The organism is Pukyongiella litopenaei (assembly GCF_003008555.2).
Taxonomy (GTDB): Bacteria; Pseudomonadota; Alphaproteobacteria; order Rhodobacterales; family Rhodobacteraceae; genus Pukyongiella; species Pukyongiella litopenaei.
In genome coordinates this window covers 3,008,463-3,033,105 of record NZ_CP027665.1, presented here as the reverse complement: position 1 = coordinate 3,033,105, position 24,643 = coordinate 3,008,463, and the positions used below count along the sequence as shown (strand labels likewise).

Annotated in this window: 26 protein-coding genes; 13 read left to right on the top strand and 13 right to left on the bottom strand. The window is 66.8% G+C overall.

Features of this window, described 5'->3' with window-relative positions; all coding sequences use genetic code 11:
• The first annotated feature begins 59 nt into the window (after nt 1-59).
• From motA to C6Y53_RS14960, 7 genes are all read left to right on the top strand, one after another.
• Nucleotides 60-929 (top strand): flagellar motor stator protein MotA, encoded by an 870-nt coding sequence (motA, locus tag C6Y53_RS14990; RefSeq protein ID WP_106473164.1) that lies wholly within the window; start codon nt 60-62, stop codon nt 927-929.
• Nucleotides 926-3,226: an ATP-binding protein gene (locus C6Y53_RS14985; RefSeq protein WP_106473163.1), complete on the top strand. Its 2,301-nt coding sequence runs from the start codon at nt 926-928 to the stop codon at nt 3,224-3,226. Before motA ends, C6Y53_RS14985 begins: the two co-directional genes overlap by 4 nt.
• 97 nt (nt 3,227-3,323) lie before the next feature.
• Entirely contained in the window at nt 3,324-4,055 is a 732-nt protein-coding gene (locus tag C6Y53_RS14980) for a lytic transglycosylase domain-containing protein (protein ID WP_106473162.1), read from the top strand.
• 70 nt (nt 4,056-4,125) lie between these two features.
• Complete coding sequence (gene flhA, locus C6Y53_RS14975) at nt 4,126-6,153, top strand: flagellar biosynthesis protein FlhA (protein WP_425300363.1); 2,028 nt, start codon at nt 4,126-4,128, stop codon at nt 6,151-6,153.
• Entirely contained in the window at nt 6,150-6,923 is a 774-nt protein-coding gene (locus tag C6Y53_RS14970; RefSeq protein ID WP_244614848.1) for a flagellar biosynthetic protein FliR, read from the top strand. Before flhA ends, C6Y53_RS14970 begins: the two co-directional genes overlap by 4 nt.
• Nucleotides 6,920-8,008: an EscU/YscU/HrcU family type III secretion system export apparatus switch protein gene (locus tag C6Y53_RS14965; RefSeq protein WP_106473159.1), complete on the top strand. Its 1,089-nt coding sequence runs from the start codon at nt 6,920-6,922 to the stop codon at nt 8,006-8,008. The genes C6Y53_RS14970 and C6Y53_RS14965 overlap by 4 nt, the downstream gene beginning before the upstream one ends.
• On the top strand, nt 8,005-8,421 hold the full coding sequence (locus C6Y53_RS14960) for a hypothetical protein (protein WP_106473158.1): 417 nt from the start codon (nt 8,005-8,007) through the stop codon (nt 8,419-8,421). The genes C6Y53_RS14965 and C6Y53_RS14960 overlap by 4 nt, the downstream gene beginning before the upstream one ends.
• Before the next feature lie 104 nt (nt 8,422-8,525).
• Here the strand turns inward: C6Y53_RS14960 and C6Y53_RS14955 are convergent, their stop codons facing one another.
• Genes C6Y53_RS14955 through C6Y53_RS14945 form a run of 3 tightly spaced genes read right to left on the bottom strand, consistent with a single transcriptional unit; the run spans nt 8,526 to nt 10,078 of the window.
• Nucleotides 8,526-9,131 carry a MotE family protein gene (locus C6Y53_RS14955; RefSeq protein WP_106473157.1) on the bottom strand — a complete coding sequence of 202 codons (606 nt, stop codon included), beginning with the start codon at nt 9,129-9,131 and terminating at the stop codon, nt 8,526-8,528.
• A complete protein-coding gene (locus tag C6Y53_RS21300) occupies nt 9,128-9,592 on the bottom strand; it encodes a hypothetical protein (protein WP_244614847.1) in 465 nt (154 codons plus the stop codon). Before C6Y53_RS21300 ends, C6Y53_RS14955 begins: the two co-directional genes overlap by 4 nt.
• Before the next feature lie 9 nt (nt 9,593-9,601).
• Entirely contained in the window at nt 9,602-10,078 is a 477-nt protein-coding gene (locus tag C6Y53_RS14945; protein WP_106474133.1) for a flagellar basal body-associated FliL family protein, read from the bottom strand.
• Between the two features lie 120 nt (nt 10,079-10,198).
• On the opposite strand from C6Y53_RS14945, the gene fliF reads away from it, so the two are divergent.
• From fliF to fliP, 4 genes are read left to right on the top strand one after another with little or no spacing between them, the layout of a single operon-like run.
• On the top strand, nt 10,199-11,782 hold the full coding sequence (gene fliF / locus C6Y53_RS14940; RefSeq protein WP_106473156.1) for a flagellar basal-body MS-ring/collar protein FliF: 1,584 nt from the start codon (nt 10,199-10,201) through the stop codon (nt 11,780-11,782).
• On the top strand, nt 11,782-12,381 hold the full coding sequence (locus C6Y53_RS14935) for a FliH/SctL family protein (RefSeq protein ID WP_149615539.1): 600 nt from the start codon (nt 11,782-11,784) through the stop codon (nt 12,379-12,381). The genes fliF and C6Y53_RS14935 overlap by 1 nt, the downstream gene beginning before the upstream one ends.
• A complete protein-coding gene (locus tag C6Y53_RS14930; RefSeq protein ID WP_106473154.1) occupies nt 12,374-12,670 on the top strand; it encodes a FliM/FliN family flagellar motor switch protein in 297 nt (98 codons plus the stop codon). The genes C6Y53_RS14935 and C6Y53_RS14930 overlap by 8 nt, the downstream gene beginning before the upstream one ends.
• Nucleotides 12,667-13,410 carry a flagellar type III secretion system pore protein FliP gene (gene fliP, locus C6Y53_RS14925; protein ID WP_106473153.1) on the top strand — a complete coding sequence of 248 codons (744 nt, stop codon included), beginning with the start codon at nt 12,667-12,669 and terminating at the stop codon, nt 13,408-13,410. Before C6Y53_RS14930 ends, fliP begins: the two co-directional genes overlap by 4 nt.
• Before the next feature lie 267 nt (nt 13,411-13,677).
• On the opposite strand, the gene C6Y53_RS14920 is transcribed toward fliP, so the two are convergent.
• The 5 genes from C6Y53_RS14920 to C6Y53_RS14900 all read right to left on the bottom strand — a co-directional run bounded on the left by C6Y53_RS14920 (nt 13,678) and on the right by C6Y53_RS14900 (nt 19,522).
• Complete coding sequence (locus C6Y53_RS14920) at nt 13,678-14,781, bottom strand: flagellar basal body P-ring protein FlgI (RefSeq protein ID WP_106473152.1); 1,104 nt, start codon at nt 14,779-14,781, stop codon at nt 13,678-13,680.
• Nucleotides 14,778-15,785, bottom strand: coding sequence for a flagellin (locus C6Y53_RS14915; RefSeq protein WP_106473151.1), 1,008 nt, complete (start codon nt 15,783-15,785; stop codon nt 14,778-14,780). The genes C6Y53_RS14920 and C6Y53_RS14915 overlap by 4 nt, the downstream gene beginning before the upstream one ends.
• Nucleotides 15,786-15,787: 2 nt before the next feature.
• Entirely contained in the window at nt 15,788-17,224 is a 1,437-nt protein-coding gene (flgK, locus tag C6Y53_RS14910) for a flagellar hook-associated protein FlgK (RefSeq protein ID WP_106473150.1), read from the bottom strand.
• Between the two features lie 46 nt (nt 17,225-17,270).
• Complete coding sequence (locus C6Y53_RS14905; protein WP_106473149.1) at nt 17,271-18,572, bottom strand: flagellar hook protein FlgE; 1,302 nt, start codon at nt 18,570-18,572, stop codon at nt 17,271-17,273.
• A 113-nt stretch (nt 18,573-18,685) separates the two neighbouring features.
• Nucleotides 18,686-19,522, bottom strand: a complete 837-nt coding sequence (locus C6Y53_RS14900; RefSeq protein ID WP_106474132.1) for a flagellar motor protein MotB — start codon at nt 19,520-19,522, stop codon at nt 18,686-18,688.
• Nucleotides 19,523-19,701: 179 nt separating this feature from the next.
• Here C6Y53_RS14900 and gmd point away from each other — a divergent pair, with 179 nt between their 5' ends.
• Together gmd and C6Y53_RS14890 are read left to right on the top strand one after the other, a co-directional pair.
• Nucleotides 19,702-20,775 (top strand): GDP-mannose 4,6-dehydratase, encoded by a 1,074-nt coding sequence (gmd, locus tag C6Y53_RS14895; RefSeq protein ID WP_106473148.1) that lies wholly within the window; start codon nt 19,702-19,704, stop codon nt 20,773-20,775.
• Nucleotides 20,765-21,736, top strand: coding sequence for a GDP-L-fucose synthase family protein (locus tag C6Y53_RS14890; protein ID WP_106473147.1), 972 nt, complete (start codon nt 20,765-20,767; stop codon nt 21,734-21,736). Before gmd ends, C6Y53_RS14890 begins: the two co-directional genes overlap by 11 nt.
• 63 nt (nt 21,737-21,799) lie before the next feature.
• Here C6Y53_RS14890 and msrA read toward each other — a convergent pair whose 3' ends face one another.
• The 5 genes from msrA to C6Y53_RS14865 form a co-directional block, all read right to left on the bottom strand.
• Nucleotides 21,800-22,306 carry a peptide-methionine (S)-S-oxide reductase MsrA gene (gene msrA, locus C6Y53_RS14885; protein WP_106473146.1) on the bottom strand — a complete coding sequence of 169 codons (507 nt, stop codon included), beginning with the start codon at nt 22,304-22,306 and terminating at the stop codon, nt 21,800-21,802.
• Nucleotides 22,303-22,752 (bottom strand): peptide-methionine (R)-S-oxide reductase MsrB, encoded by a 450-nt coding sequence (gene msrB / locus C6Y53_RS14880; RefSeq protein ID WP_106473145.1) that lies wholly within the window; start codon nt 22,750-22,752, stop codon nt 22,303-22,305. Before msrB ends, msrA begins: the two co-directional genes overlap by 4 nt.
• A gap of 73 nt (nt 22,753-22,825) precedes the next feature.
• Nucleotides 22,826-23,707, bottom strand: coding sequence for a DMT family transporter (locus tag C6Y53_RS14875; RefSeq protein WP_106473144.1), 882 nt, complete (start codon nt 23,705-23,707; stop codon nt 22,826-22,828).
• An 88-nt stretch (nt 23,708-23,795) separates the two neighbouring features.
• Nucleotides 23,796-24,161, bottom strand: coding sequence for a VOC family protein (locus C6Y53_RS14870; RefSeq protein WP_106473143.1), 366 nt, complete (start codon nt 24,159-24,161; stop codon nt 23,796-23,798).
• Nucleotides 24,162-24,251: 90 nt separating this feature from the next.
• A complete protein-coding gene (locus tag C6Y53_RS14865) occupies nt 24,252-24,539 on the bottom strand; it encodes an HU family DNA-binding protein (RefSeq protein ID WP_106473142.1) in 288 nt (95 codons plus the stop codon).
• Nucleotides 24,540-24,643 lie beyond the last annotated feature (104 nt).

Below are 24,643 nucleotides of genomic sequence, written 5' to 3'. Positions count from 1 at the left end.
GCAAGGCTTTGTTAAGCCGACTGTGGGACGGTGCCGTGAACCGGGGAAGGAATCTGCGCGTGATCGGTATTTTCGGCATAGTCATGATCTTCGGGATGGTATTCGGCGGTTACATCGCCGCCGGGGGCAAGATGGCGATCATCCTTCATTCGCTCCCGTTCGAACTGATGATGATCGGCGGCGCCGCCGTGGGGGCTTTCCTGCTCGGCAACGATCTGGCCGCCGTGAAACATACCGGTCGCGACATCGCCAAGGTGTTTCGCGGCCCGAAATGGAAACCCGAGGATTACCGCGACCTGCTGTGCCTGCTCTTTGCGCTGATCCGCATCGCCCGGTCCAACCCGGTCGACGCGGAAAGCCATATCGAGGATCCGGACGGCTCTGCACTCTTTGGGAAATACCCCAGGATCCTCGGCGACCGCGAGGCGGTCGACCTGATCTGCGACACGATGCGGTCGGCGTCGATGAACTATGACGATCCGCACCAGGTCGAGGAAGTGCTTGAAAAGCGGATGGAAACCAACCTGAACCATGCGCTGCATTCGTCACATGCGCTGCAGACCGTGGCCGATGGCCTGCCTGCACTGGGTATCGTCGCCGCCGTGCTGGGCGTGATCAAGACGATGGGGTCCATCGACCAGCCGCCGGAGATTCTCGGCAAGATGATCGGCGGCGCCCTGGTCGGAACATTCCTCGGCGTGTTCCTGGCCTACGGGCTGGTCGGCCCCTTCGCCGCGCGTGTGCGCTCCGTCATCGAGGAGGACGGGCATTTCTATCAGCTGATCCGCGAAGTGCTGGTGGCCAACCTGCACAATCACGCGGCCGCGATCTGCATCGAGGTCGGTCGCCAGAATACGCCGGCCCATATCCGCCCCGGCTTCACCGATCTCGAGGACGCCCTGAAATCGGTCAAGCAGGACGCCGCATGATCCGCGCGTTGATCGCCGCAGCGCTCGTGGCCGGCAGCGCCGCCACGGCCGACACCATTCCGGTTCGCTCCGGCGAACACGGCGAATTCACCCGCCTTGTGTTCAGGCTGCCCGCCGGGACCGATTGGTCGCTGGACCCGATCCATCGCGGGCTGCGCCTGGAACTTGAGGGTGGCACGCACCGTTTCGACACCGATCAGGTGTTCCGCCGGATCGGCCGCGACCGGGTGGCCGGTTTTCGCCGTCCCGACACCGGCACCGGGCTGGGCATCACGCTGGGGTGCGACTGCCCCGCGCGGGCATCTATGGAAGGTGAACGGCACCTCGTCATCGACCTTCTTGAGCCGAAGCCCGGCCAGCCCCAGACCCTGACCGTCGGCGGGCACCGCCTTGCATTCCCGCCCGAACGCATGTCGCCGTTGCAGGCCCCCGAGATCAGCCTGCATCGGTTCGGAACCGGCAAGCCGGCGCTTGTCGATGCGCCCCCCGTTCCCCCGGCACGCCTCGCGCCCGCGATGGAAACTGCGGTATCGTCGAACATCTCCGAACGCCGGCTCCTTGAGCAGATCGACCGCGCAGCCGCCCAGGGCCTTCTGACCCCGATCCCACCTTCGGTGACCATCGCTGACGAAACGCCGCAGGAATCCGACGCCCCCGGACAAACAATACCCGAAACCGCCCCCGCAGCCGTGGAGGACGGTCAACCGCAGCCCCGGCCGCTCCCCCAGATCGTGGCCGTCACCGCGATCGACCGCGACCGGCCCGGACACAGGCCCGCCGATCCCGCGCCGCAACATTGCATTCCCGATACCGATCTCGACCTGTCGGGCTGGGCCGGCGACGAACCGTTCGGCCAACAGGTCTCCCGCATCCGCACACGGCTCTACGGCGAGTTCGACAAGCTGGACAAGCAGGCGGCACTCGACCTTGCCCGCACATATCTGCATTTCGGCTTTGGCGCCGAGGCCCGCCGCGCGCTCGATCTTGCATCGCCCGGGCGCGACACCGCATCCGTGCTGACCGCGCTGTCTCACCTGCTGGACCAGACCGATCTCGAAGCGGCGGGGGACACCTTTGCCGCACAGCAGGGCTGCGGCGGGGATGTGACGCTGTGGGCGGCACTCGGCAATCCCGGCATGGCCGCCGATGCCGACCCGGAGGCAATCCAGCGCGGGTTTGCCCGGCTGCCCGCCCATCTGCGGCGCCACCTGGGGCCGGTGCTGGGCCGCCGGTTGCTTGACGCCGGGCAGGCCGAGCTTGCCGCAGCGATCCTGCGCACCTCGGAACGGGTCGCGGGCGCCACCGATCCGCATCAGCGCCTGGCCGAGGCCCGGGCCGATACCGGTTCCGGGCAGGACGGACCCGGCGACACCGAACTGGCCAGGCTCGCGACCGAAGGGTCCGAGGTCGCGCCCGATGCCCTGATAGAGCTGGTCGACCGCCGCCTGGCCGAGTTTGGCACCGTTGCCCCGGACCTGCCCGAACTGGTCTCGGCCTATGCGTTTGAATATCGGGATACGCCGCTGGGCCCCGATCTGCGCCGCGTCCGCACGCTCGCCATGGCGCTGGCCGGCCGCTTCGCGGACGCGTTCGATAGCCTGCGCGAGATCGACGCCGAGGACACCGCAGGCAGCGTGAGATCATCGCTTCTGCAGATACTGACTCGGCGCGCGGACGACCTGACCTTTCTGCAATACGCGCTATTGTCTGCCCCGCGGCAGGATCGGGGTGTCACCGCCGAGGCATCGACGCAAACCGCGCAACGCCTGCTGGACCTCGGGTTTGCCGCCGAGGCCTGGGACCTGCTCACCATGGCCGACGAACGGGGAACGCCCGCGCAACGGCTGCTTCGGGCCGAAACAGCCCTGGACATGGGCAAGCCGCATCGCGGGCTCGTGGAACTGCTCGGCATGGACCTGCCCGATGCCGACCGCCTGCGTGCCCGGGCCATGCGGATGACGGCCAGCCACATCGAGGCCGCCCGTTTCTCGGCGGCGGCGGATGATCTGCCGGAACGGCTGCGCAGTCTCTGGCTCGCCGGGCAACCGGCTGACCCCGTCCTGCCCGACCCCGCCCTGCCCGATCCCGATCCGTCTGCCCCCGCAGAGAGCCGGACGCCCCGCTATGCCGGGATCGCGGCGCTGACGACCGCCATCGAAAACCAGCCCTCGACGTCCCCGGCCGAACCATCGCTCGCCCATGCGCGCGACCTTCTGAGCAACAGCGAAACGCTCCGGAGCGATATCGATGCACTTCGCGCGGCCGCCGCAGATACCCGGAACAGCGAAAATTCATGATCCCGGCAGGTAGTCTTGGCCTGTCCCGGCTAACGCTTTGTCAACCCGCAGCCCCTAGCCTTGTCTGAAACGACGACGATGGTTGAGAGAGGTCAGAATGACCTGCCAGAAGAAACCGGAACCGCGTGCGCCACATTGGGGTCGTGCCCGTGCAACCATTGCCCTGGTCGCGGTGATCTCGTGCGCGGTAGCCCTGCCGAACGACGCCCGCGCGGCGACTGCAAGCCGCGACGCGGGCCTGTGCGACCGCGCGGCCATCGCTGCCGCGCGCCGTGAAAACGTCCCCGCCGAAGTCCTGATGGCCATCACGCGAACCGAAACCGGCCGCGCCAGGCCGTCCGGGTTTCAGCCCTGGCCCTGGACCGTCAACATGGAAGGCATCGGCTCCTGGTTCGACAGCAAAAAACAGGCCCGCGACCATGTGACCGCGCAGATCCGACGCGGGGCAAAGAGCTTCGACATCGGGTGTTTCCAGATCAACTACCGCTGGCACGGCCATGCGTTCAGCTCCATCGCCGAGATGTTCGATCCGGTTCACAACGCGGTCTACGCTGCCCGGTTCCTGCGCGAATTGTTCGAGGAACATGGCGACTGGCATCGCGCTGCGGGCGCCTATCATTCCCGAACCCCGGCGCTCGCCAACGCGTATGCGCAGCGGTTCGGCCGTGTCTACGCCAACCTGTCCACGGGCGCGCATGACGCTGTACCTGCCCCTCGCGGCTTGCTCGACCCGGTCCGCCCGCTCGTGGAGGCCGGCGAACACCGACCCGGTTCGCTGGTCCCGCTGGGGTCCACGCCTCCCGGCGCCGTGTTCATTGCCCTGAACTGAGGGATCGATCGTGCCGCCCATCGACGCAAGGACCCTCTTCAGCCCGACCGTTTTGCTCGCCCTGGCGCTGATGGCGATCATCGTGATGATGATCCTGCCCATGCCCGCCTGGGTGTTGGACATAGGCCTGGCCGCCTCCTTCGCGCTGGCCATTCTCATCTTCACGATCACGCTGTTCATTGAGCGGCCGCTCGATTTCTCTTCGTTTCCAACCATCTTGCTGGCGTCGCTGATGCTGCGGCTGTCGCTCAACGTCTCGTCGACCAAGCTGATCATCGGACAGGGCCATACCGGCCCGGGCGCGGCCGGCAACGTGATCCAGGGCTTTGCCCAGTTCGTCATGGGGGGCAGCGTGTTCCTGGGCCTGGTGGTGTTCGGTGTCCTGCTGATCGTGAATTTCATGGTGATCACCAAGGGCGCGGCGCGGATGGCCGAGGTTGGCGCCCGGTTCGCGCTGGACGGGATGCCCGGCAAACAGCTCGCGATCGACAGCGACATGTCGGCGGGCGCGATCGATCACGAACAGGCCAAGGCGCGGCGCGAGACCGAGCAACGCGAAACCACCTTCTTCGGCTCGCTCGACGGCGCGTCGAAATTCGTCAAGGGGGATGCGGTCGCGGGCCTGCTGATCACGTTGCTGAACCTCGTGATGGGGCTCGCCATGGGGGTGATCGTGCATGACATGCCGATCGGATCCGCGTTTGAAACCTACGCCGTGCTGACCGTAGGTGACGGGCTGGTATCGCAAATTCCTGCCGTCATCATCTCCATCGCCTCGGCTCTGCTTCTCGCCCGCGGCGGCACGCAGGGGGCAACCGATCTGGCGCTTTTCGATCAGCTGGGCCGCCACCCCGCCGCGCTGTTTACGGTTGCGGTACTGATGGTGCTGTTCGCCCTCGTGCCGGGGCTGCCTTTTCTGCCGTTCATCCTGGGCGGCGGGGTGCTGGCTTTCACCGCCTACAGGCTGCGCCTGCGCGCGGCGCGGACCGACCTGGAACAGGCGCGGACGGCGGCGCAACCGGAACGGGCCGGGCCGCCCCCGATCGGCGACATTCTCGATCTCGACGACGTGCATGTGGAGTTTGCGCCTGACCTGGTCGGCATGGCGCTCGACCCCGGCACCGGCCTGGACACGCGGATCGCCAACATGCGCACCCATGTGGCCACCGAGTTTGGCATGATCCTGCCCGATATCCGGCTGACCGATCAGCCGGAGCTGTCCGCGGGCAGCTATCTGATCCGCGTGCAGGGCGTGGAACAGGTCAGCGGCGTGCTGCACCCCGACCTGGTGCTCGCCCTGATGCCGGACACGCCCCATTCACTGCCCGAGGGCAACGATGTGACGGAACCGGTCTATGGCGCGCCGGCCCGCTGGCTGTCGCCCGCCAATCGCGAGGCTGCGGCGCTGGCGGGGGCGACCATCGTGACCCCGCCCGAGATCCTGGCAACCCATCTGCTGGAAGTCATCAAGCGCAACTTCGCGCGCCTGCTGACCCTGAAATCGCTGCGCCGGCTGCTGACTGAAGCGACCCGCATCTCGGACCCGCAACGCGCCGAAGCCAACCGCAAGCTGATCGACGAATTGATCCCCGACAAGGTGCCGATCGACACGCTGCACGGGGTTCTGCGCCTGCTGGTCGACGAAGGCGTGTCGATCCGCAACCTGCCGCTGATCCTCGAGACGGTGGCCGAAGCCCGGTTGCACACCCTGCAACCCGAAAGCATCTGCGAACTGGTTCGCCAGCGGCTCGGCTTTCAGCTTGTCGCCGGTCTCAAGCGCGCGGACGGTTCGATCCCGCTGGTGCAACTCGCCCCCGAATGGGAAGAAACGTTCCAGATGCATCAGGTCGACACGCAATCTGCCGGGCTCGACGTGGCCTTGCCGCCCGACCTGTTCAACCGGCTGGCGGACGCGCTGGCCGCCCGTATCGGCGAGGTGATCGACCAGGGCACATTTCCCGCGCTGGCGGTTTCGTCGCGCCGGCGGCGGTTCCTGCGCACGGTCCTGCGCACCCGTGGCCTGTCCAACCCGGTCCTGTCCTTCGAGGAGATCGGTTTCGAGGCGCGGCCGGCGCTGGTCGGCATGGTGCCGGCGTGATCCATCTCTCTGCCGGGATGCTCGAACAGGCCAGCGCCGGGATCCTGTCCGCCCTGCTGGTGTTTCTGCGCGTAGCGGCCATGGTTTCGGTTCTGCCCGCGTTTTCGGAACGCATGCTGCCCATGCGGGTGCGGCTTGCCGCCGCGTTTGCCTTCACGTTGATCGTCGCGCCCGCGATCGGCGGCGCCGAGGCCCCGCCGGCCCTGCCCGATTTCGCGCGGCTAGCGCTGTCCGAAACCGTCATCGGCCTCGCGCTGGGTCTGGGGGTGCGCCTGTTCGTGATGGCATTGCAGACCGCGGGCGCCATGGCGGCGCAGGCAACCTCGTTGTCGCAGTTGCTGGGTGGCGCGGCGGCCGAACCGACACCGGCGCTGGCGCATGTGCTGGTGATCGCGGGGCTGGCACTGGCCATGCTGGCGGATCTGCATGTTCACGCCGCGCGGCTGATGATCGGATCCTATGACTGGTTCCCGGTCGGCATTCCGCCCGATCCGCAGCCGCTCTCGGCCTGGTGGGTCGACCGGGTTGCGGCGATGTTCGCCCTGTCCTTCACGCTGGCCGTGCCGTTCATGATCGCGGCAACGCTCTACAACCTGACGCTGGGCGTGGTGAACCGCGCCATGCCGCAGCTCATGGTCGCCTTCGTGGGGGCCCCGGTGATCACCATGGGCGGGCTCGTCCTGCTGCTGCTCTGCGCCCCGCTGATGCTGTCGGTCTGGCTCGATGCCCTGGTCGGATTTCTCGTCGATCCGCTGGACCCTGCGCGATGAGCGGCGAAGAGGAAGACGGCGCCGACAAGAGTTTCGAGCCGACGCCGGAGAAGCTGCGCAAGGCACGCGAACGCGGCGAAATCGCGCGGTCGGCGGACCTGTCGGTCGCGGCCTCCTATGCCGGGTTTCTGCTGGCCGCCTCCGTTCTCGGCGCCGCTTCGATCGGCGATCTGGGCACCGCGCTGATGGTCCTGCTGGACCGGCCCGATCGTCTGGCCCCGCTGTTTTTCGATGGTCCTGCCCGCGCCCCTGCGGGTGGCCTGATGGCGGCGACGGCGGCGGCCGTGACACCCTGGTTCCTGTTGCCGGCGCTGGCCGTGCTCGTTTCGATCCTTGCACAGCGCGGGCTGGTCTTTGTACCGACCAAAATCGCGCCGAAAGCCTCGCGATTGTCGATCATTTCCAACGCCCGCAACAAATATGGCCGCGCGGGTCTGTTCGAGTTTTTCAAGAGCTCGGTCAAGCTGCTGCTCTACTCGGGATGCCTGGGCCTCTACCTGGCCGCGCGCGCGCCGCAGATCCTGGCCTCGGCGGGCACCGACCCGCGCACCGCCGTGGCGATGCTGGGCATATCCTGCGTCGAATTCCTGTTGCCGGTGCTGGCAATCGCCGCCTGTATCGGCGGGATCGACGCGGTGTGGCAGCATCTGGAACATCGCCGCAAGAACCGGATGACCCGCAAGGAAATCACCGATGAGACCCGCGATGCCGAGGGCGATCCGCACATGAAGCAGCAGCGCAGGCAGCGCGGGCAGGAAATTGCATCGGGCCAGATGATCGCCGCCGTCCCCAAGGCGGATGTCGTGATCGTCAATCCGACCCATTACGCGGTCGCGCTGAAATGGAGCCGCGCGCCGGGATCGGCCCCGGAATGTGTTGCCAAGGGTGTGGATGAAATCGCCGCCGCGATCCGTGGCGCCGCGGCCGGGGCCGGGGTTCCGATCCACCACGATCCGCCGACGGCGCGCGCGTTGCACGCAACCACCGATATTGGCGCGGAAATCCCCGAAACCCTGTATGCCGCCGTGGCCGCGGCCATCCGGTTTGCCGAAACGATGCGTCAGAAAGCGAAATCCCGCATATGAAAGCCACGGATCTCGACGGGCTCGCAGGTGCCGCCGACCTGATGTATCAACGCGAGTTGCGCGTGATCCGCGAGGTTCTGGCGCGCGAAGCGGAAATCCGGAACGACCTGGCGCGGCTGGACCGGATGCAGCAATCGAACCGGGACGGCGGTGACGATCACCGGCAGCTGCGGGCGATTGGTGCCGACATGCTGTGGCAGGAATGGCTGGCGAACACCCGGACCGAACTGCAGCGGTCGCTGTCAGAGGCCCGTGCCCGCAAGCTGCGCGTCATGGCGGGCGCACGCCGGGCCTTTGGCCGCAAACAGGCGGTCGACATGATCGCTGCGGAAATCGCCCGCGAACGGCGGGTCCTTGCCATAAAGAAGGTGGGTGAAACACTGCAACAACAGATGCTTTATCGCCCGCGATAGGTGCCGCTTTTGGCGATCAGCCGCTTTGACGCCATGCGAACCAGAAACGCGTCGATGTGGTTTCTGCGGCCCGGCCAGCCCGGGCCGGGCGACGGACGATCCCGTCAGTTTTTGGGCGCGTTCGCGTTTCGGCCCGCCAGCACCACGCTGATCGAATAAGCCACCTGCGGGCTCAGCCCGGCCATGACACCCGCGGCGGCCTCGGGACGCATGCGGGCCAGAAACCCGGCGGCGAAATGCGGGTCCATCGATTCGAACAACTCCGCCACTTCCTTTGGCTTCATCTTGTCATAGACATCGGTGAGCCGCGCCAGATCGGTCTCGGCGGCGCCATCGGCCACGGCCACCATGGCGCGCAGCGCCTCTTCCGCCTCGACCAGTTCCGTCAATTTGCGATCCAGCGCCGCATCGGCGAGTTCGATCGCCCTGGCACGATCTTCGAGAACGCGTTCACGCTGTTCCAGCGCCGCTCGCCGTTCCTGCAGCGCAGCCAGCACCTGCGCCAGTTCGTCCCGGTCGGCAGCCCCCGCCCCAAGCGGATCATGCACCTGCTCTCGATCCGTCCGCTCTGCCATCTGCCGCGCGAGCGCGGGGCCCGCCTGCATCCCGAGACGGATCGTCGCCGACACGATCAGCAGCCCCGCGATCAGCAGGAGCGTCCCGCCGCGCAGGTGCCGACGGGGCCTGCGATGCCCAGTCCGGGACGTCATTGCCCCAGTCCGATCTGCGCACCACGGCGGATGAACGCCGGGGGGGAAGCACTTGGTATATCGCCATTTTCAGACGTATCTGATGACGTTTCCCGCTGTGCAGCCGTTTCCTGTTCTGCCTCCGATGTCGCGGGGTTGGGCGCAGGCGCGGCAGCAGGCCGGGACGTGCCGGTGGCCGCCGGCATGTCATGCATCGACGCGAGCAACAGTTCCAGCCGCTTGGCCACGTCTTCCGCCCGCCCCGTCAGGTCGTCCAGGGCGTCGTTCGAGACATCCGCCGCCTTGCGCGCCGAGACGAGCGCCCCGCTCAGGTCGTCCACCTGCGCCGACAGCACGGCGACCGCGCCCCCGACCCCCTTTTCAAGGTCATTGAACCGGTTCAGCCGCCGCGCCAGCACGAAACAGTAACATCCCGCGCCCAAGGCGCCGGCGACCAGCAACACATCTGCTACGAACTCCAATTCCGCCTCCTAGTTCACCACGAATTCCATAATCAGAAGATCGCGCACGCGTTCGTGCCCGGCGACGACCTGGACGCGCCGCAACATCTGTCCGCGCAGGCGCGTCAGCGCCATCGGGTCGCTCAGGTCGGCCGGTTCCAGCGCCCGCAGATAGCCGTTCAGCACATCGACGATCCGCGGCCGCAGCCGTTCGACCTCGTGCTGCGCCCCGATCCCGGTTTCCAGCTGCCCCCGGAACCGCAGATGCTGCCCCACCCCGCCGGCGGTGATCGAGATCATGATCGGATCAAGTTCCACGAAGGTGAAATCGATCGGGGCCGAATCGGCCTTGTCATACGGGGCCGGTTCCCCGACGGGCAACAGGCCGGACGACACCGCCAGGAACCCGCCAACCGCCCCGGCCACCATCAAAACGGCGCCGATGACGATCGGTTTCCGGCTCGGTCGCTGAACCGCGTCCTCTTCGTTGACAGTCGCGTCTGACATGGGGCCCTCGAATTCTTCGTCCGGTTCGGAATAACCCACGAGGAACTAACCGATTGTTAAGACCGATCGGCAAATCATGCCGCCATGCCAGGCAGAATGCGGGCATGACGGAGGTTACGGGTGACACAGATCAGAAGTTTCTGGACCGCGCTGGACAGACGCAGGCAGATCGCGCTCGTCGCGGCAACGGTTGCGGTGTTTGCCGCCGTGCTCGTCATGTCGCGAATCGCGACCGCGCCCACCATGTCGCTGCTTTTTGCCGGTCTCGAGAACGGCACCGCCGGCAATATCGTGCAATCCCTCGAACAACGCGGCATCGCCTACGAGGTGCGCGGCGGTTCGATCTATGTGCCGGTAAGCCAGCGCGACGAGTTGCGGATGACGCTGGCCAGCGCGGGCCTGCCCGCCAATGGCGGGCGCGGGTATGAACTGCTCGATTCGCTCACCGGTTTTGGCACCACGTCACAGATGTTCGACGCCGCCTACTGGCGCGCCAAGGAAGGCGAACTTGCCCGCACCATCGTGGCGAGCCCGCATATTGTGCGGGCGCGGGTCCATCTTGCGCAGTCGGGCTCGAACCCGTTCCGGCGCGGGGCAGAGCCTACGGCCTCCGTGTCCGTGGTGCCCGCCGGTGCGGCGGTGACCCCCGCCCAGGCCAGCGCGCTGCGCCACCTCGTCGCCTCCGCCGTGGCCGGGCTGACGGTTGAAAACGTGGCCGTGATCGACGCAAACGGCGCCCTGATCGGCAGTTCCGAAACATCTGCCGATGGCGTCAGCGGCGACGATCGCGCCCGGCAGTTGCGGGAACGGGTTCTCAGGCTGATCGAAGCGCGGGTGGGCGCGGGCAACGCGGTGGTCGAGGTCAGCGTCGACACGGTGACCCAGACTGAGCTGATTCGCGAACACCGGTTCGATCCCGAAAGCCGGGTCGCGATCAGCACCGATACCGAGGAACGCAGCGACACCTCGCAGAACGGGGCCGGCGGCGAGGTCACAGTCGCTTCGAACCTGCCCGGCGGCGAGGCCGCCAACGACGCCTCGCGCGCGCAGGCCAGCGAAACGCGGGAACGGGTCAATTACGAGGTGTCCGAGACACAACGCGAAATCACGCGCGGGCCCGGCGCGGTCAGGCGGATCACCGTTGCGGTGCTGGTCAACGGGCTGCCGCAAGGCGATGCGGATGGCGGGTTTCAGCCGCGCCCGCAGGATGAACTGGACGCCCTGCACGATCTCGTTGCATCGGCCGTCGGCTATGACGCCGAACGGGGCGATATCATCACCCTGCGGTCGCTCGAACTGCCGGTGCCGGCGATCCCGGGCACCGCCGCGCAGGCAACGCTGGTCCAACGGCTGGGGCTCGATCTGACGTCGATGATCAAGATGGCCGTCCTCGCGGTGGTCAGCCTGATCCTCGGTCTCTTCGTCATTCGCCCGCTCCTGGCCAGGCCACCGGCCGCAGAACCGATCGCGGCGCTGCCGCCAGCCGATCCGGCGGCGGCGGCCCCGGCCCTGACCGGAGAAATCCAGCCGGATGCCGGAACCGGCGACGGTCAGGCCGGTTCCGGGGCGTTGCTGCCGGCGGCCGAACAGCCACGGCAGGTCGAAAACCCGGTCGATCGCCTGCGTCACCTGATCGGCGAGCGGCAGGAGGAAACCGTCGAGATCCTGCGCGGCTGGCTCGAAGACAGCGAGGAGAAAGCGTGATGGCCCTGGCCGATCTGTTCGAGGATTTTTCCACGCCCGTCGAAACAGGCGATCAGTTCAGAATGATGAGCGACACCGCGCTGGAAGACCACCGGCTCGCCGCGTTCGAACAGGGATACAAGGCCGGATGGGATGACGCGGTTTCATCGCAGACCGAGGCGCATGGCCGGATCACCGAGGCGTTGATGCAGAGCATCGAGGACCTGTCCTTTACCTATCACGAGGCGCTTGCCGGGATGCAGGTATCGACGGAACCGCTGCTCCGGGCGCTGGTCGAAAAGGTTCTCCCCCGCGCCCTGCATGACACGCTGGGCCTGCACCTGACCGAACGGCTGACGGAAATGGCCACCGCCGCCGCCGGGCAGCCGGTGACCGTAACCGTCGCACCCGAAGATGCCAAGGCCCTGCAGGGCGCGTTCCAGAACCGCTTTCCGGTTGATGTCGAACTGCGCCAAGATCCCGCGCTGACCGGCGGACAGGTTCGTCTGGGCATCGGCCAGGCGGAAACCGAATGCGACTGCGATGCACTGATCGCCGAGATCGGCGACAGCGTCGACGCCTACTTCCACCATGTCAGAGAGGCTGAACGCCATGGATGATCCCACCGGTTCCGATCACGAACAGGACGAGGGCGGCAATCCGTTCGTTGCGGTCCCCATCGAGATTACCGTGGCGGTCGGCAAGGCGACCCCGCTCATCCGCGATCTGATCCGCCTGGGCGAAAACGCGGTCCTGCCGCTGGACAAGCGGCTCGAAGATCCGGTCGACCTCTATGTCGGCGATCACCTGATCGGCCGCGGGCAGCTCGAGGAACTGGACGGCGACGCGGCCGGACGGCTGGCCGTGCGCCTGACCGAGATCATCGACGTCAAACACGGCCTGGGATGAAACCCGCGCATCCCCGGCAGATCCTCGTCGCGGTCGCGGTATTGATCGCGTTGCCGCAACTGGCCTTCGCGCAGGACATATCGCTGTCGCTGGGCGAAGGCGGTTCGCTGTCGGCGCGATCCATCCAGTTGATCCTGCTGATCACCGTGCTCGGCCTCGCGCCGGGTATCGCGATCACCATCACCTGCTTTCCGTTCCTTGTCACCGTGTTGGCGATCCTGCGGCAGGCGATCGGGCTGCAGCAATCGCCGCCCAACATGCTGATCGTTTCGCTGGCGCTGTTCCTGACCTATTTCGTCATGGAGCCGGTGTTTGAAACCGCATGGCGGGACGGAATCGGCCCGATGATCGCGGAAACCGTCGATACCGAAACCGGGCTCAGACGGGCGGTAGCGCCCTTTCGCGACTTCATGGCGGCACGGGTCGATGCCGAGACCTTCGCGTCGCTGGCCGAATTGAGAAGCGGGGGCGTGACCGCCGAACCGACCGGGGACGCACCGCTCTCGCTGCTGTTCCCCAGCTTTCTGCTCACGGAAATCTCGCGCGCCTTCCAGATCGGTTTCCTGGTGTTCCTGCCCTTCCTGATCATCGATCTCGTCGTTGCGGCGATCCTGATGTCGATGGGCATGATGATGGTGCCGCCGGCAATCGTCGCCCTGCCCTTCAAGCTCGCCTTCTTTGTCGTGGCGGATGGCTGGAGCCTGATCGCGGCCGCATTGGTGAGAAGCTACAGCCCCTGAAGGCCGACACCTGACCATGGTCGCGGCCAGCCGGTGCATCCTCCTGCAGCACCGAACCGTCCGTTGCCAACGCATACCGGTCGCGATTGCAACACGAGCTGCGTCACGACGCGCTGCGTTCCCGAGCACAGCGATCTGCCACAAGGAATGGCCGACAATCTCGGGACCGGGCAACAAACTACCCGGTTTTACGAATTCCACCCCGGGGTTTCCGGCGCTGAGCGGGCCGTGGGCAAAGCGCCTGCGCATGGGCGGTGGCCGGTCCGGTCACCGCACCACAAACTCGGCATGCAGGGCGCCAGCGGCCTTGATGCTCTTGAGGATGTCGATCATGTCCCTGGGCGAAACGCCAAGCGCGTTCAGCCCCGCGACCACGTCGGACAATGATGTACTTTCCGGCACCTCGGCCAGCGCGACGCCCTCCCCTTCGTCGAGCGATGCCCCGGTTCTGGGAACGACCACCGACCGCCCCCCGGCGAACGGGTTGGGCTGCACCACGAGCGGTGCCTCCTCGATCCGCAGGGTCAGGTTGCCCTGTGACACGGCGACCCGCGACAGCCGCACGTCATCGCCCATCACGATGGTGCCCGACCGCTGATCGACCACCACCCGCGCCTTGCGCTGCGGTTCGATAAGGATGTTCTCGATCTGACCGATGGCATGGGCGGTCGAGGCTGCCCCGGTGGCCGCGACATCGACCTCGACCGTGCCGGAATCGCGCATCACCGCGACCGATCTGCGAAAGCTGCGGTTCACGGCAGCCTCGATCCGACCGGCGGTGGTGAAATCCGGTTCGCGCAGCGCGAGCCGGACCGAGGACATCGACGACAGGTCAAACTCGATCTCGCGCTCGACCCTCGCGCCGGCGGGGATCACCCCCGCCGTCGGAACCCCCTGCACGACCGACGCGGCATCGCCTTCGACACTGGCGCCGCCGGCGAGAATGGTTCCCTGCGACACCGCATAGATCTGGCCGTCCGCCGCGTTCAGCGGGGTCATGATCAGCGTCCCCCCCAACAGGCTGCTCGAATCGCCGATGGCGGACACGGTCACGTCGACCTGGCTGCCCACCCGCGCGAACGGCGGCAGGGTCGCGGTGACGAGCACCGCAGCCACGTTCTTGGGCCGCATCTGTTCGCCGGTGACATTGACACCGAGCCGTTCGAGGATGTTGGAGATCATCTCTTCGGTGAACGGTGAGTTGCGCAGCCCGTCTCCGGTGCCGTTCAGCCCGACGACCAGGCCATACCCCACGAGATCGTTGCCGCGGACACCGTCAAACTCGACCAGGTCCTTGAGCCGGATCGCCCCGGCCGAGGCCGCGAACGGCAGGAAAACCAGAAGAACAAGCAGGTAGCGGAGTTTCGTCATTTCAGGAAATTCAGCAGCGTGAGGTTCGAGGTTCTGACCGTCACCGCATAGAGGGCCTCGAGTTGCACCTGGACCTCTTCGAGACGTGCCGCGGTTTCAAACGGGTCCGCCTGCGCCAGCGCATTGCGGGCCAGTTGATAGCTGTTCTGCTCGGATGTGTTGCGAACCAGCACCGCCTCGATCCGCGCCTCGGAATATCCAAGCTCGGCGCGCATGCCGGTCAGCCTGTCCTGCCCCGCGATCAACCCCTCGCCGGTCCGCCGGTAAAGCTCGGTCTGTTCGGCCGCGTCCAGCGCCAGTGCCGGATCGTCGGCCAGCGCGGCGATGGCCAGATCCTTCAGCAGATCGCGCAACACCGCGTCATCGGCCCGTACCGGCAGCGTAACCGACTGGCCCGGCCCGACCTGGAACGCCGCCAGTGGGGTCGCCGCCCCCTGGTAGATCGTCGCCGTGAACCCGGCCGGATCGTCGAACCAGGCGGCCGCCGCCTGGGCCACATCCGTCGCCGTCCCCTGCCCGGCCACCACCATGCGCAGTTCCGCGAGCAGATCATCCGCCGTCAACAGCGGCATCCGGTCGGTTGCCGTCCCGGCAAAGACGCTGCGGCCGGCGACCTGGCCGTTCAGCGCCGAGATGGCCGTTTCGAGGTCGACCCGCGCCTGAACCGAAGCCTGCTGCCTGACCTCGGCCACGTTGGTCGATGTCGCCTGCAGCAGCGTGTTCGCCAGCGGCCCGGTCGCATTTTGCAGCAGACCGAGGCTCTCTTGCGCCATTGCCGCGAACAGCTGCGCCTCTTTCGCGGCGATGGCAAAGCCGCGCAGCCGCGTCAGGTTCCGGTCGATATCGGTCAGATGCGACAGATCATTGCCCAGCCGGCCGGTCAGGTCGGCGGTCTGCCCGCTGGCCAGTTCGCCGGTCAGCGTGGTGATCTCGGTCTTGATCTGGGTTACACGGCTGCGCAGCACGAGGCTCTGCGCAAGGTCGCCGATGGAGGTTACGGTCATATTCAGATCCTCAGCAATGTCTGGAGCATGTCGTCCACCGTCTCGATCATCTTGGCGTTGGCGGCATAGATCCGTTCGATCATCATCAGCGACTGCAATTCAGCGTCGGTATCGACGCCCTGCGCCTGTTCGGCCCGCAACAGTTCGGTCTGGGACGCCGTGGCAAAGCTGAGCGTCCGGGCGGCGATCCCGTCGCGCCGGGCCACCTGCGACAGCAGGGCCGACGACGCATCTAAGGCCGACATGGCACCGGTGCCGAACGGCGAACCGGTCAGGGTCCGGTCGGCCGACAGCGCCGCGCCGAGCGATTGCAGCAGGCGCGCATTGCCCTGATCGCCCGGGGTCGCCGCGCCGAGCCCATCGCGCAACAGCCATGACGCACCGCCCCGTTCGGGGTCGGCAAGCGCGTTGAACGACAGCCGCCCCGCGAGCCCCGTTGCCGCGCCGGGATCGAGGGCGTTGCCGTCATCGGTGAACAGCCCCGGCGAACCCGCGATGCGGGTCGCGTCCAGCGCCGGATCCTCGAACCGTTCGACCAGATCGCGGGCAAGGCTGTCCAGCTCGGCCTGCGCCTCGACGGCGAGGTCGTCGCGCACCGCGAACCGGGCCGCCAACGTTCCCCCGCCGACCGCCGACGGGGTGATGGGCCGGCCATTCAGTTCGAGCCCCGACAGGGCGCCGCCCACCTGCATCTCGGGCACGATCAGGTTGGTGACCTCGAAGGACAGTTCGGCCGCCATCCCGTCGAGAAGGGTGGCGCCGCCCTGCGTGAACAGGGCGACCTGGCCGCGATCCCGTTCGACGATGCGGACGGGGATCATTTCGTTGATCTCGTCGACGATCACCTGCCGCTGGTCGGCGAGCGCCGCCTGTTCGCCGGTCCCGGCGCCCGCGGCGGAAATCCGTGCGTTGAGGGTGCGCACCTCCTGCAACGCGGCGTTCAGCCGTTCCACCTGGTCACCGATGCCGCGGTCCGCCTCGATCCGCATGTCCTGGATACCGCGCGACGCATCCGATATCGCACGGGCGAGATCGACACCGGCCTGCGCCGCGGCATCGAGCCGGACCGCCGAATCGGGCCGGCTGGCGGCTTCGATCAGGCTGGATTCGAACTCAGCCAGCCGTGAGGAAATGGATCCCGGTTCGTCCGAGTTGCCGACGAGGTCGAGCACGCGCGCGTGGAACCGCGACAGCGCCGCCGCAGCGCCCAGATCGGCATCCGCGCCCCGGCGGCTCGCAACCAGGCTGGGGTCGGTGTTGCGGGTCACGCCGATCACCCGAACGCCCGGCGCGACATCGCCGTTGGACCCCAGGCCGAGCGTCCTGCGGCCATAGCCTTCGGTCATCGCGTTGGCGAGGTTCTCGGACACCAGGACAGACGCGCGGCTGGCGGCGTTCAGGCCACTCAGCGCGCTGTTGAGAGCGGAGGTCAATGCCATGTCGAATGCTCCTGCCGGGGCCGGTCAGCGTTTCGCGCGATGCCGGTCATCGCTTGATATTGGTGGTTTCCTGCAGCATCTCGTCCACGGTCTGGATCACCTTGGCGTTCGACGAATAGGCGCGCTGGGTCTGGATCATGGACGTGAGTTCGCCCGCCACGTCGGTCGAGGATTCCTCGCGCGCATAGGCAACGACCTCGCCCGTCGGCCCGTCACCGGCATCCCAGAGGAAATAGGCGCCGCTATCCGGCGACGGCAGATAGGTCTGGTGGTTGAGCGCCACCATCCCGTTGGGATTGGGCACATCGGCCAGGGGAACCTTGTAGATCGTCCGCGTGGCGCCCGAATCGAAATAGGCATGGACCTGGCCATTGGCGTCGATCTCGACGCCGGTCATGTTGCTGACCGCCGATCCGTCCTTGGAAATCGTGCCCGGCGCGAACTGGTCGGAAAGCTGGGTGATGCCATTGCTGTCGCCGATCCCGCCGATGGTAAACTCGATCGGTCCGCCATCGACATTGACGACCATCGACCCGGTCGCCGGATCGTAGGCGCCGCCCGACACCGTGCTGACCGCGCTCAGGGTTCCGCCGGCGGCCCGGCTGTCGTCGAAGGTCAGGGTGTATTCCCCGATCACCGCACCGCCCGATGCGGAATCGCTGAGCACCATCGTCCACTGGTTCGACATGCCGGCCGCCGGAATGGCCGGGCTGAACGACACCTGAATGCTCTCGGATCTGCCCAGATTGTCGTAATATTCCACCGACAGGTCGCGCGGCTGGCCGGTTCCGCCCGCCTCGGTTTCGGTCGCGGGCAGGTTCAACCCCAGGGTCATCCGCGTGGTCGGTTCACCGGACAGCTGGTTGAGATTGATCTGCACCGGTTCGAGCGCCGCGGCCGTATCGCGGGGATAGGGCGGAAAGGTCCCGTCGGGCAGCGCCGGCCACCCCAGCAGAACCAGGCCGGATTCGGTGGTCAGCCGCCCGGTGTCGTCGGTGCGGAACGATCCCGTCGTGGTCAGCATCATCTGCAGCGATTCGCCGCCTGCCGCCGCCTCGGCGGCCGAGGCGACTGGGATCATGCCGCGCCCCCGCACCGCGAGATCGGTCGCGTTCGAGGTCGATATCAGCGGCCCGCGGGCGTCGATCAGCCGGGTCGTGGTCGCGCGGGTGCCGCCGGCGGAATAGCTGCCGCCATTCGACGCGATGACCATCGAATGGAAATCGGTCTGGACGCGTTTGTACCCGTAGGTCGAGGAATTGGCGATGTTGTCGGAAATCGAGGCCAGCCGGCTGGCATTGGCGGACAGCCCCGCCACACCGGCGTTGAGCGAAGAGGAAATCGTCATGGCGCGCCTTTCTGCTACACATGAATCGTCCCGCAACAGCTAGCGTGCGCCGGCTTAACACCAGGCTAACAGATAAAATTCCCCCGAAATCCGGGCCGGAGCATCGCGCGCGCTCAGCTGCGCAACAGGATAATCTCGATGCGCGCGTTGCGGTCCGCCATCGGGTTCGCAATCGCCGGGCGGCGGTCGGCATGGCCGGTGACGCGCCGGATCCGGTGGTCCGCCATGCCCGCGGCTTCGAGCAGTTCACGGCTGCGCCCGGCCCGCGCGGTAGACAGGTCCCAGACCGGATTTTCCGCCCGCACGATGGGAACGGCGCGGGTATGGCCCCCGATCGCGACACCGTTTTCGACCGTCGCCGCCAGCCGGGCCACCATCCCTGTCAGATCGCGCATGACCCGCGTCGGGCGGGCGGTTTCGCCGTCGAAGAGCGGCACCCCGGGCAGCGAAAAAAGCTCGATGATCAGGCCTTCGTCGGTCACGCGGGTGGCGACATGGCGCAGCAGGTCGTTGGATACGAAGCTTTCGCCCCCCCGGCCCATCAGCCTGTCCTCGATGGTCCTGAGCGGGTCGCCCTCGTCCAGTGACGGCGCGGTTTCGTCGACGCCGGTTTCGCCGCGCGACCGGTGCGCGTCGGATGCCCGGGTCCTGAGCCCGCCGGTGCCGTTCTTCGGCAGCACGTCCTCGGCGAACATGCTGTCACCGCCAAAGGCACCGTCGCCGCCGCCCGACACCCGGTTGATCGGGACCGTCGGCGAGAAATAATCGGCAAGCCCCTTGCGTTGCTTTTCGGTCGTCGCGTTCAGCAGCCACATCAGCATGAAAAAGGCCATCATCGCCGTCACGAAATCCGCGTAGGCGACCTTCCAGGCGCCCCCGTGGTGACCGCCGCCGCCGATGACCTTCTTGCGCTTGATGATGACCGGCGCGACATTGGTCCGCGCATCCATTTCCATCACCTTTGCTCACCCGACGACAGGAATAGGCGGCGCCGGGTTAACACGCCGCTAATATCCCGACTTGTCGCGAAATTCCCCGCGCAGCGCAGCGCAGTTTCTTGCGGCATCGCCCCGGAATACGGTTTAGGGTGGCCCGCACCAGCGACGCAACAGCACCAAGGTTTCCCGCAATGACCAAGAAAACAGCCCTCGTCACCGGCATCACCGGGCAGGACGGCGCCTATATCACCGAACTGCTGCTCGCCAAGGGCTATGACGTGCATGGCGTCAAACGCCGGTCGTCGTCGTTCAACACCGCGCGGGTCGACCGGTTCTATCAGGACCCGCTGCTGAACGAGGACGTGCGGTTCTTCATGCATTACGGCGACATGACCGACAGCACCAACCTGATCCGCCTGATCCAGGAGGTGCAGCCCACCGAGATCTACAACCTCGCCGCGCAGAGCCATGTGCAGGTCAGTTTCGAAACCCCGGAATACACCGCCAACGCCGATGCGGTGGGCACCCTGCGGATTCTCGAGGCGATCCGCATCCTGAACATGGAACAGACCACGCGGTTCTACCAGGCCTCGACATCCGAGCTGTTTGGCGCCACCCCGCCGCCGCAGAACGAAACCACGCCGTTCTACCCGCGGTCGCCCTATGCGGTGGCCAAGCTCTACGGCTACTGGATCACCGTGAACTACCGCGAAGCCTACGGGATGCACGCCTCGAACGGCATCCTGTTCAACCACGAAAGCCCGCTCAGGGGCGAAACCTTCGTCACCCGCAAGATCACCCGCGCCGTCGCGGCGATCCATCTGGGATTGCAGGACCGGCTGCTGATCGGCAACCTGGGCGCACGCCGCGACTGGGGCCACGCGCGCGACTATGTCGAAGGCATGTGGCGCATCCTGCAACAGGATGAACCGGGCGATTTCGTGCTGGGCACCGGCGAAAGCGCCTCGGTCCGCGATTTCGTCAACGCCTCGTTCGCGGCGGTCGACCAGCGGATCGAATGGCGGGGAACGGGGCTCGACGAAACAGGCGTCGACCCGGCCAGCGGCCGGGTGCTGGTGGCGGTCGATCCAAAATATTTCCGCCCCACGGAAGTCGATCACCTGCTGGCCGACCCGACCAAGGCCCGCGAGGTGCTGGGCTGGACGCCCAAGGTGACGCTGGCCGAGATGGTGCGCGAGATGGTCGCGTCCGACCTCGACACGGTGGCCGCCGAACGCGAACGGGTGCAGCGCGATGACTGGTGATCCCTACCGCTATGACCTGGCCGGCAAACGGATCTGGGTCGCCGGCCATCGCGGCATGGTCGGCTCGGCGATCACGCGGCGGCTGGGGTCCGAGGATGTCGAGATCCTGACCGCCGGGCGCGACGTGCTGGACCTGCGCGACCAGGGGGCGGTGCGCGACTGGATCGGCGACATGAAACCCGACGCCATCTGCCTGGCCGCCGCCAAGGTGGGCGGGATCCTCGCCAATGACCGGCAACCGGCGGAATTCCTGTCGGAAAACCTGGCCATCCAGTCCAACGTGATCGACGCGGCCCATTCGCTGGACGTTCAGCGGCTGCTGTTCCTGGGCTCGACCTGCATCTATCCGCGCCTCGCACCGCAACCGATGCCCGAGGATTGCCTGCTGACCGGCCCGCTGGAGCCGACCAATGAATGGTATGCCATCGCCAAGATCGCGGGGCTGAAACTGTGCCAGGCCTATCGCCGGCAATACGGGCGCGACTACATCTCGGCGATGCCGACCAACCTCTATGGGCCGGGCGACAATTATTCGCCCAACGGCAGCCATGTGCTGCCCGCCTTCATCGCCCGGATGCACGCAGCCCGGACCAGCGGCACGCGCGAGGTCGAAATCTGGGGCAGCGGGACGCCGCGCCGCGAATTCCTGCATGTGGATGACCTGGCCGACGCGCTGGTGTTCCTGCTGCGCAGCTATTCCGGCGAGGTGGCGCTGAACGTGGGCGTGGGCGACGACATCTCGATCGCCGATCTGGCCCGGCTGGTGGCCGAGGTGGTGGGGGCGGAGGTCGAACTGACCTTTGACAGGTCCAAACCCGACGGCACCCCGCGCAAACTGGTCGACGTGACGCGGCTGACGGCGCTTGGCTGGCAGGCGCGGATACCGCTGCGCGAGGGGCTGGAACGGACCTATCGCGACTACCTGGCCGCGCTTGACGCGGGCGCGGTCCGGGGCCACTGAGCCGCGGCGCGGGATCGGGCCCGCCCCTTGGCGCGGCCCTGCCCGCGACCGGGCCGCAACCCGCTACTCTGCCGCGTCTCGTTTCGGCAGCACCCAGCCCGGGCGCGGAAAATGGCAGGTATAGCCATTGGGGATCCGCTCGCGATAATCCTGATGTTCGGGCTCGGCCTCCCAGAAATCGCCGGCCGGCTCAACCTCGGTCACGACCGGCCCCGGCCACAGCCCGCTGTCGTTCACATCGGCAATCGTGGCCTCGGCCACGGCTTTCTGCGCCGCGTCCACATAGTAGATCGCGGACCGGTAGCTAGGGCCCAGATCGTTGCCCTGCCGGTTCGGCGTGGTCGGGTCGTGGATCTGAAAGAAGAACTCCAGCACCTGCCGGTAGCTGATCTGCGCGGGGTCGAAGACGATCTCGATCCCCTCGGCATGGGTGCCGTGGTTGCGGTAGGTGGCATCGGGGACATCGCCACCGGTATAGCCCACGCGGGTCCGCACGATGCCGGGCAGCCTGCGGATCAGGTCCTGCATCCCCCAGAAACAGCCCCCCGCCAGAACGGCGCGTTCGGTCATGCCATATCCTCCACCTGGTTCAGATAGGCGCCATAGCCCTCGGCCTCCATGTCATCGCGATGGATGAACCGCAGCGACGCCGAATTGATGCAATAGCGCAACCCGCCCCGGTCACGCGGCCCGTCGGGAAACACATGCCCCAGATGGCTGTCACCGTTAGCCGACCGCACCTCGGTCCGGATCATGCCGTGGCTGCGATCTTCCAGTTCGCTGACATGCGCGGGTTCGACCGGCCTGGTGAAACTGGGCCAGCCACAGCCGGAGTCGTATTTGTCGGACGACGCGAACAGCGGCTCGCCCGACACGATATCGACATAGAGCCCCGGTTCCTTGTTACCCAGAAGCGCGCCGCTGCCCGGCGCCTCGGTGCCGTTCTGCTGGGTCACCCGGAATTGCTCGGGTGTCAGCCCGGCGATGGCGGTTTCGTCCTTGCGATAGTTGGGCATCCGATCCTCCGAACCTGCGTCGGGATATCATATGGGGCACCCGGCACCGGGCCAAAAGCCTGTTACGGCCCGGTCACGCAGATGTTTGCGCCGCCGGCCGGCGCGACAGCTGCACCGCAAGGATACCGGCGGTGACGACCAGCACCCCGATCAGGTCGGCGATCCCCAGCCGTTCGCCCAGCAGCGCCCAGGCAATGGTCACCCCGAATACCGGGTTGAGAAAGTGAAAGGTCGCCGCCCGCACCGGGCCGATCCGGTGCAGCAGCATGAACCAGATCAGGGTCGCCGCCAGCCCCGGAACCAGCGTGGTATAGACGAAGGCCAGCAGCAGCGGCCAGGTCGGATTGATGCGGATGGTTTCGAACAGCGGCGCGGCGGCGAACAGCAGCGCCGCCCCCACCAGCATCTGAAGCCCCACGACCATCATGAAATTGCCGCCCGATGTGGCCCCGCGCACCGCCAGCGTGGCAAAGGTCAGCGCCAGCACGCCGATCCCGCAGAGCAGGATGCCCAGCGGATCGACCCCGGCGCTGATCCGCGACCCCATGATGATCGCCACCCCGGCAAAGCCGGCCAGCAACCCGGCAATGCCCGCCCATTTCAGTTTCTCGCCCAGGATCAGCCAGCTTGCCAGCGCCACCAGCAGCGGCAGGGTCGAGGCGATGATCGCCGCGACCGAGGCTTCGACCCACTGCATGGCAACGAAATTCAGCCCCAGATACAGCGCGTTCTGGCAGACGCCGAACAGGATCGTCGCCCGCCACTGTCCCCGCGTCAGGCGCCATGACTGCCCCATCGCCCGCGCGATCGCGACCCCCAGCAGGCCGGAAAACAGGAACCGCAGCGCCAGCGAAAACAACGGCGAGGCATCGGCGACGATGATCCGCGCCGAGGTGAAGGCCGACGACCACATCAGGGCAAAGGCGAGCCCCATGACAATCGAGCGTGCGTCCATTCAGTCTCTCCGGGAACCACCGTTGCAAACCGCGCGACCCTTTCCCCGAATCGCACCCGGTTGCAAGCCTGTCACCGGCGGCCCGCGGTCAGTTTCCGGCCGCCGGGCCGGCCGGTTCCCACAGTTCGACCGGGTTGCCTTCGGGGTCATGGATGCGGGCGAACCGCCCCACCGCGCTGTCCCAGTCCGGCCGTGTCTCGACCGCGACACCGGCCGCGCGCAGATCGGCGATCATCGCGTCCAGATCGGACACGCGGAAATTCAGCATCACCGGGCGATCCGCTGCAAAATAGTCGCTGTCGCGCGGAAATGGCGCGAACACCGTTGGCCCGGCCTGCTGCATCCAGGCCCCGCCCGCCAGGTCGATCCCCAACCGGTCGCGATACCATCCGGCCAGCGTTTCCGGGTTATCGGCCCGGAAGAACACGCTGCCAATGCCTGTCACCGCCGCCATTTCAGACCTCCTCATCACCACCCGCAAAAAAAGGGCCGCCCCTGGACGATCCCGGGGCGACCCTCGCAATCCTCACGCCGTGGCGCAAGTTCAGCCGTTGACGCTGTCCTTGAGCGCCTTGGCGATGGTCATCTTGACCACCTTGTCGGCCTCTTTCTTGAACTGCTCGCCGGTGGCGGGGTTGCGCACCATGCGCTCGGGACGTTCGCGGCAATAGATCTTGCCGACGCCGGGCAGGGTCACGGCGCCGCCGCCCGAGACTTCGCGGGTGATCAGGCCGCAGATCGCATCGAGCGCGGCCGCCGCGGATTTCTTGTCGCTGTCCATTTCCTCGGCCAGAGCGGCAACGAGCTGTGTCTTGGTCATCGGCTTGGTCATTGTTGTATTCTCCTTCGTTCGCCCGATCCTTGGGCCTCATTGCGCGCATTAAACGGGATATGGTGGGCAAACACAACAAATAGTGGCCCCCGGCGCCATGAAAA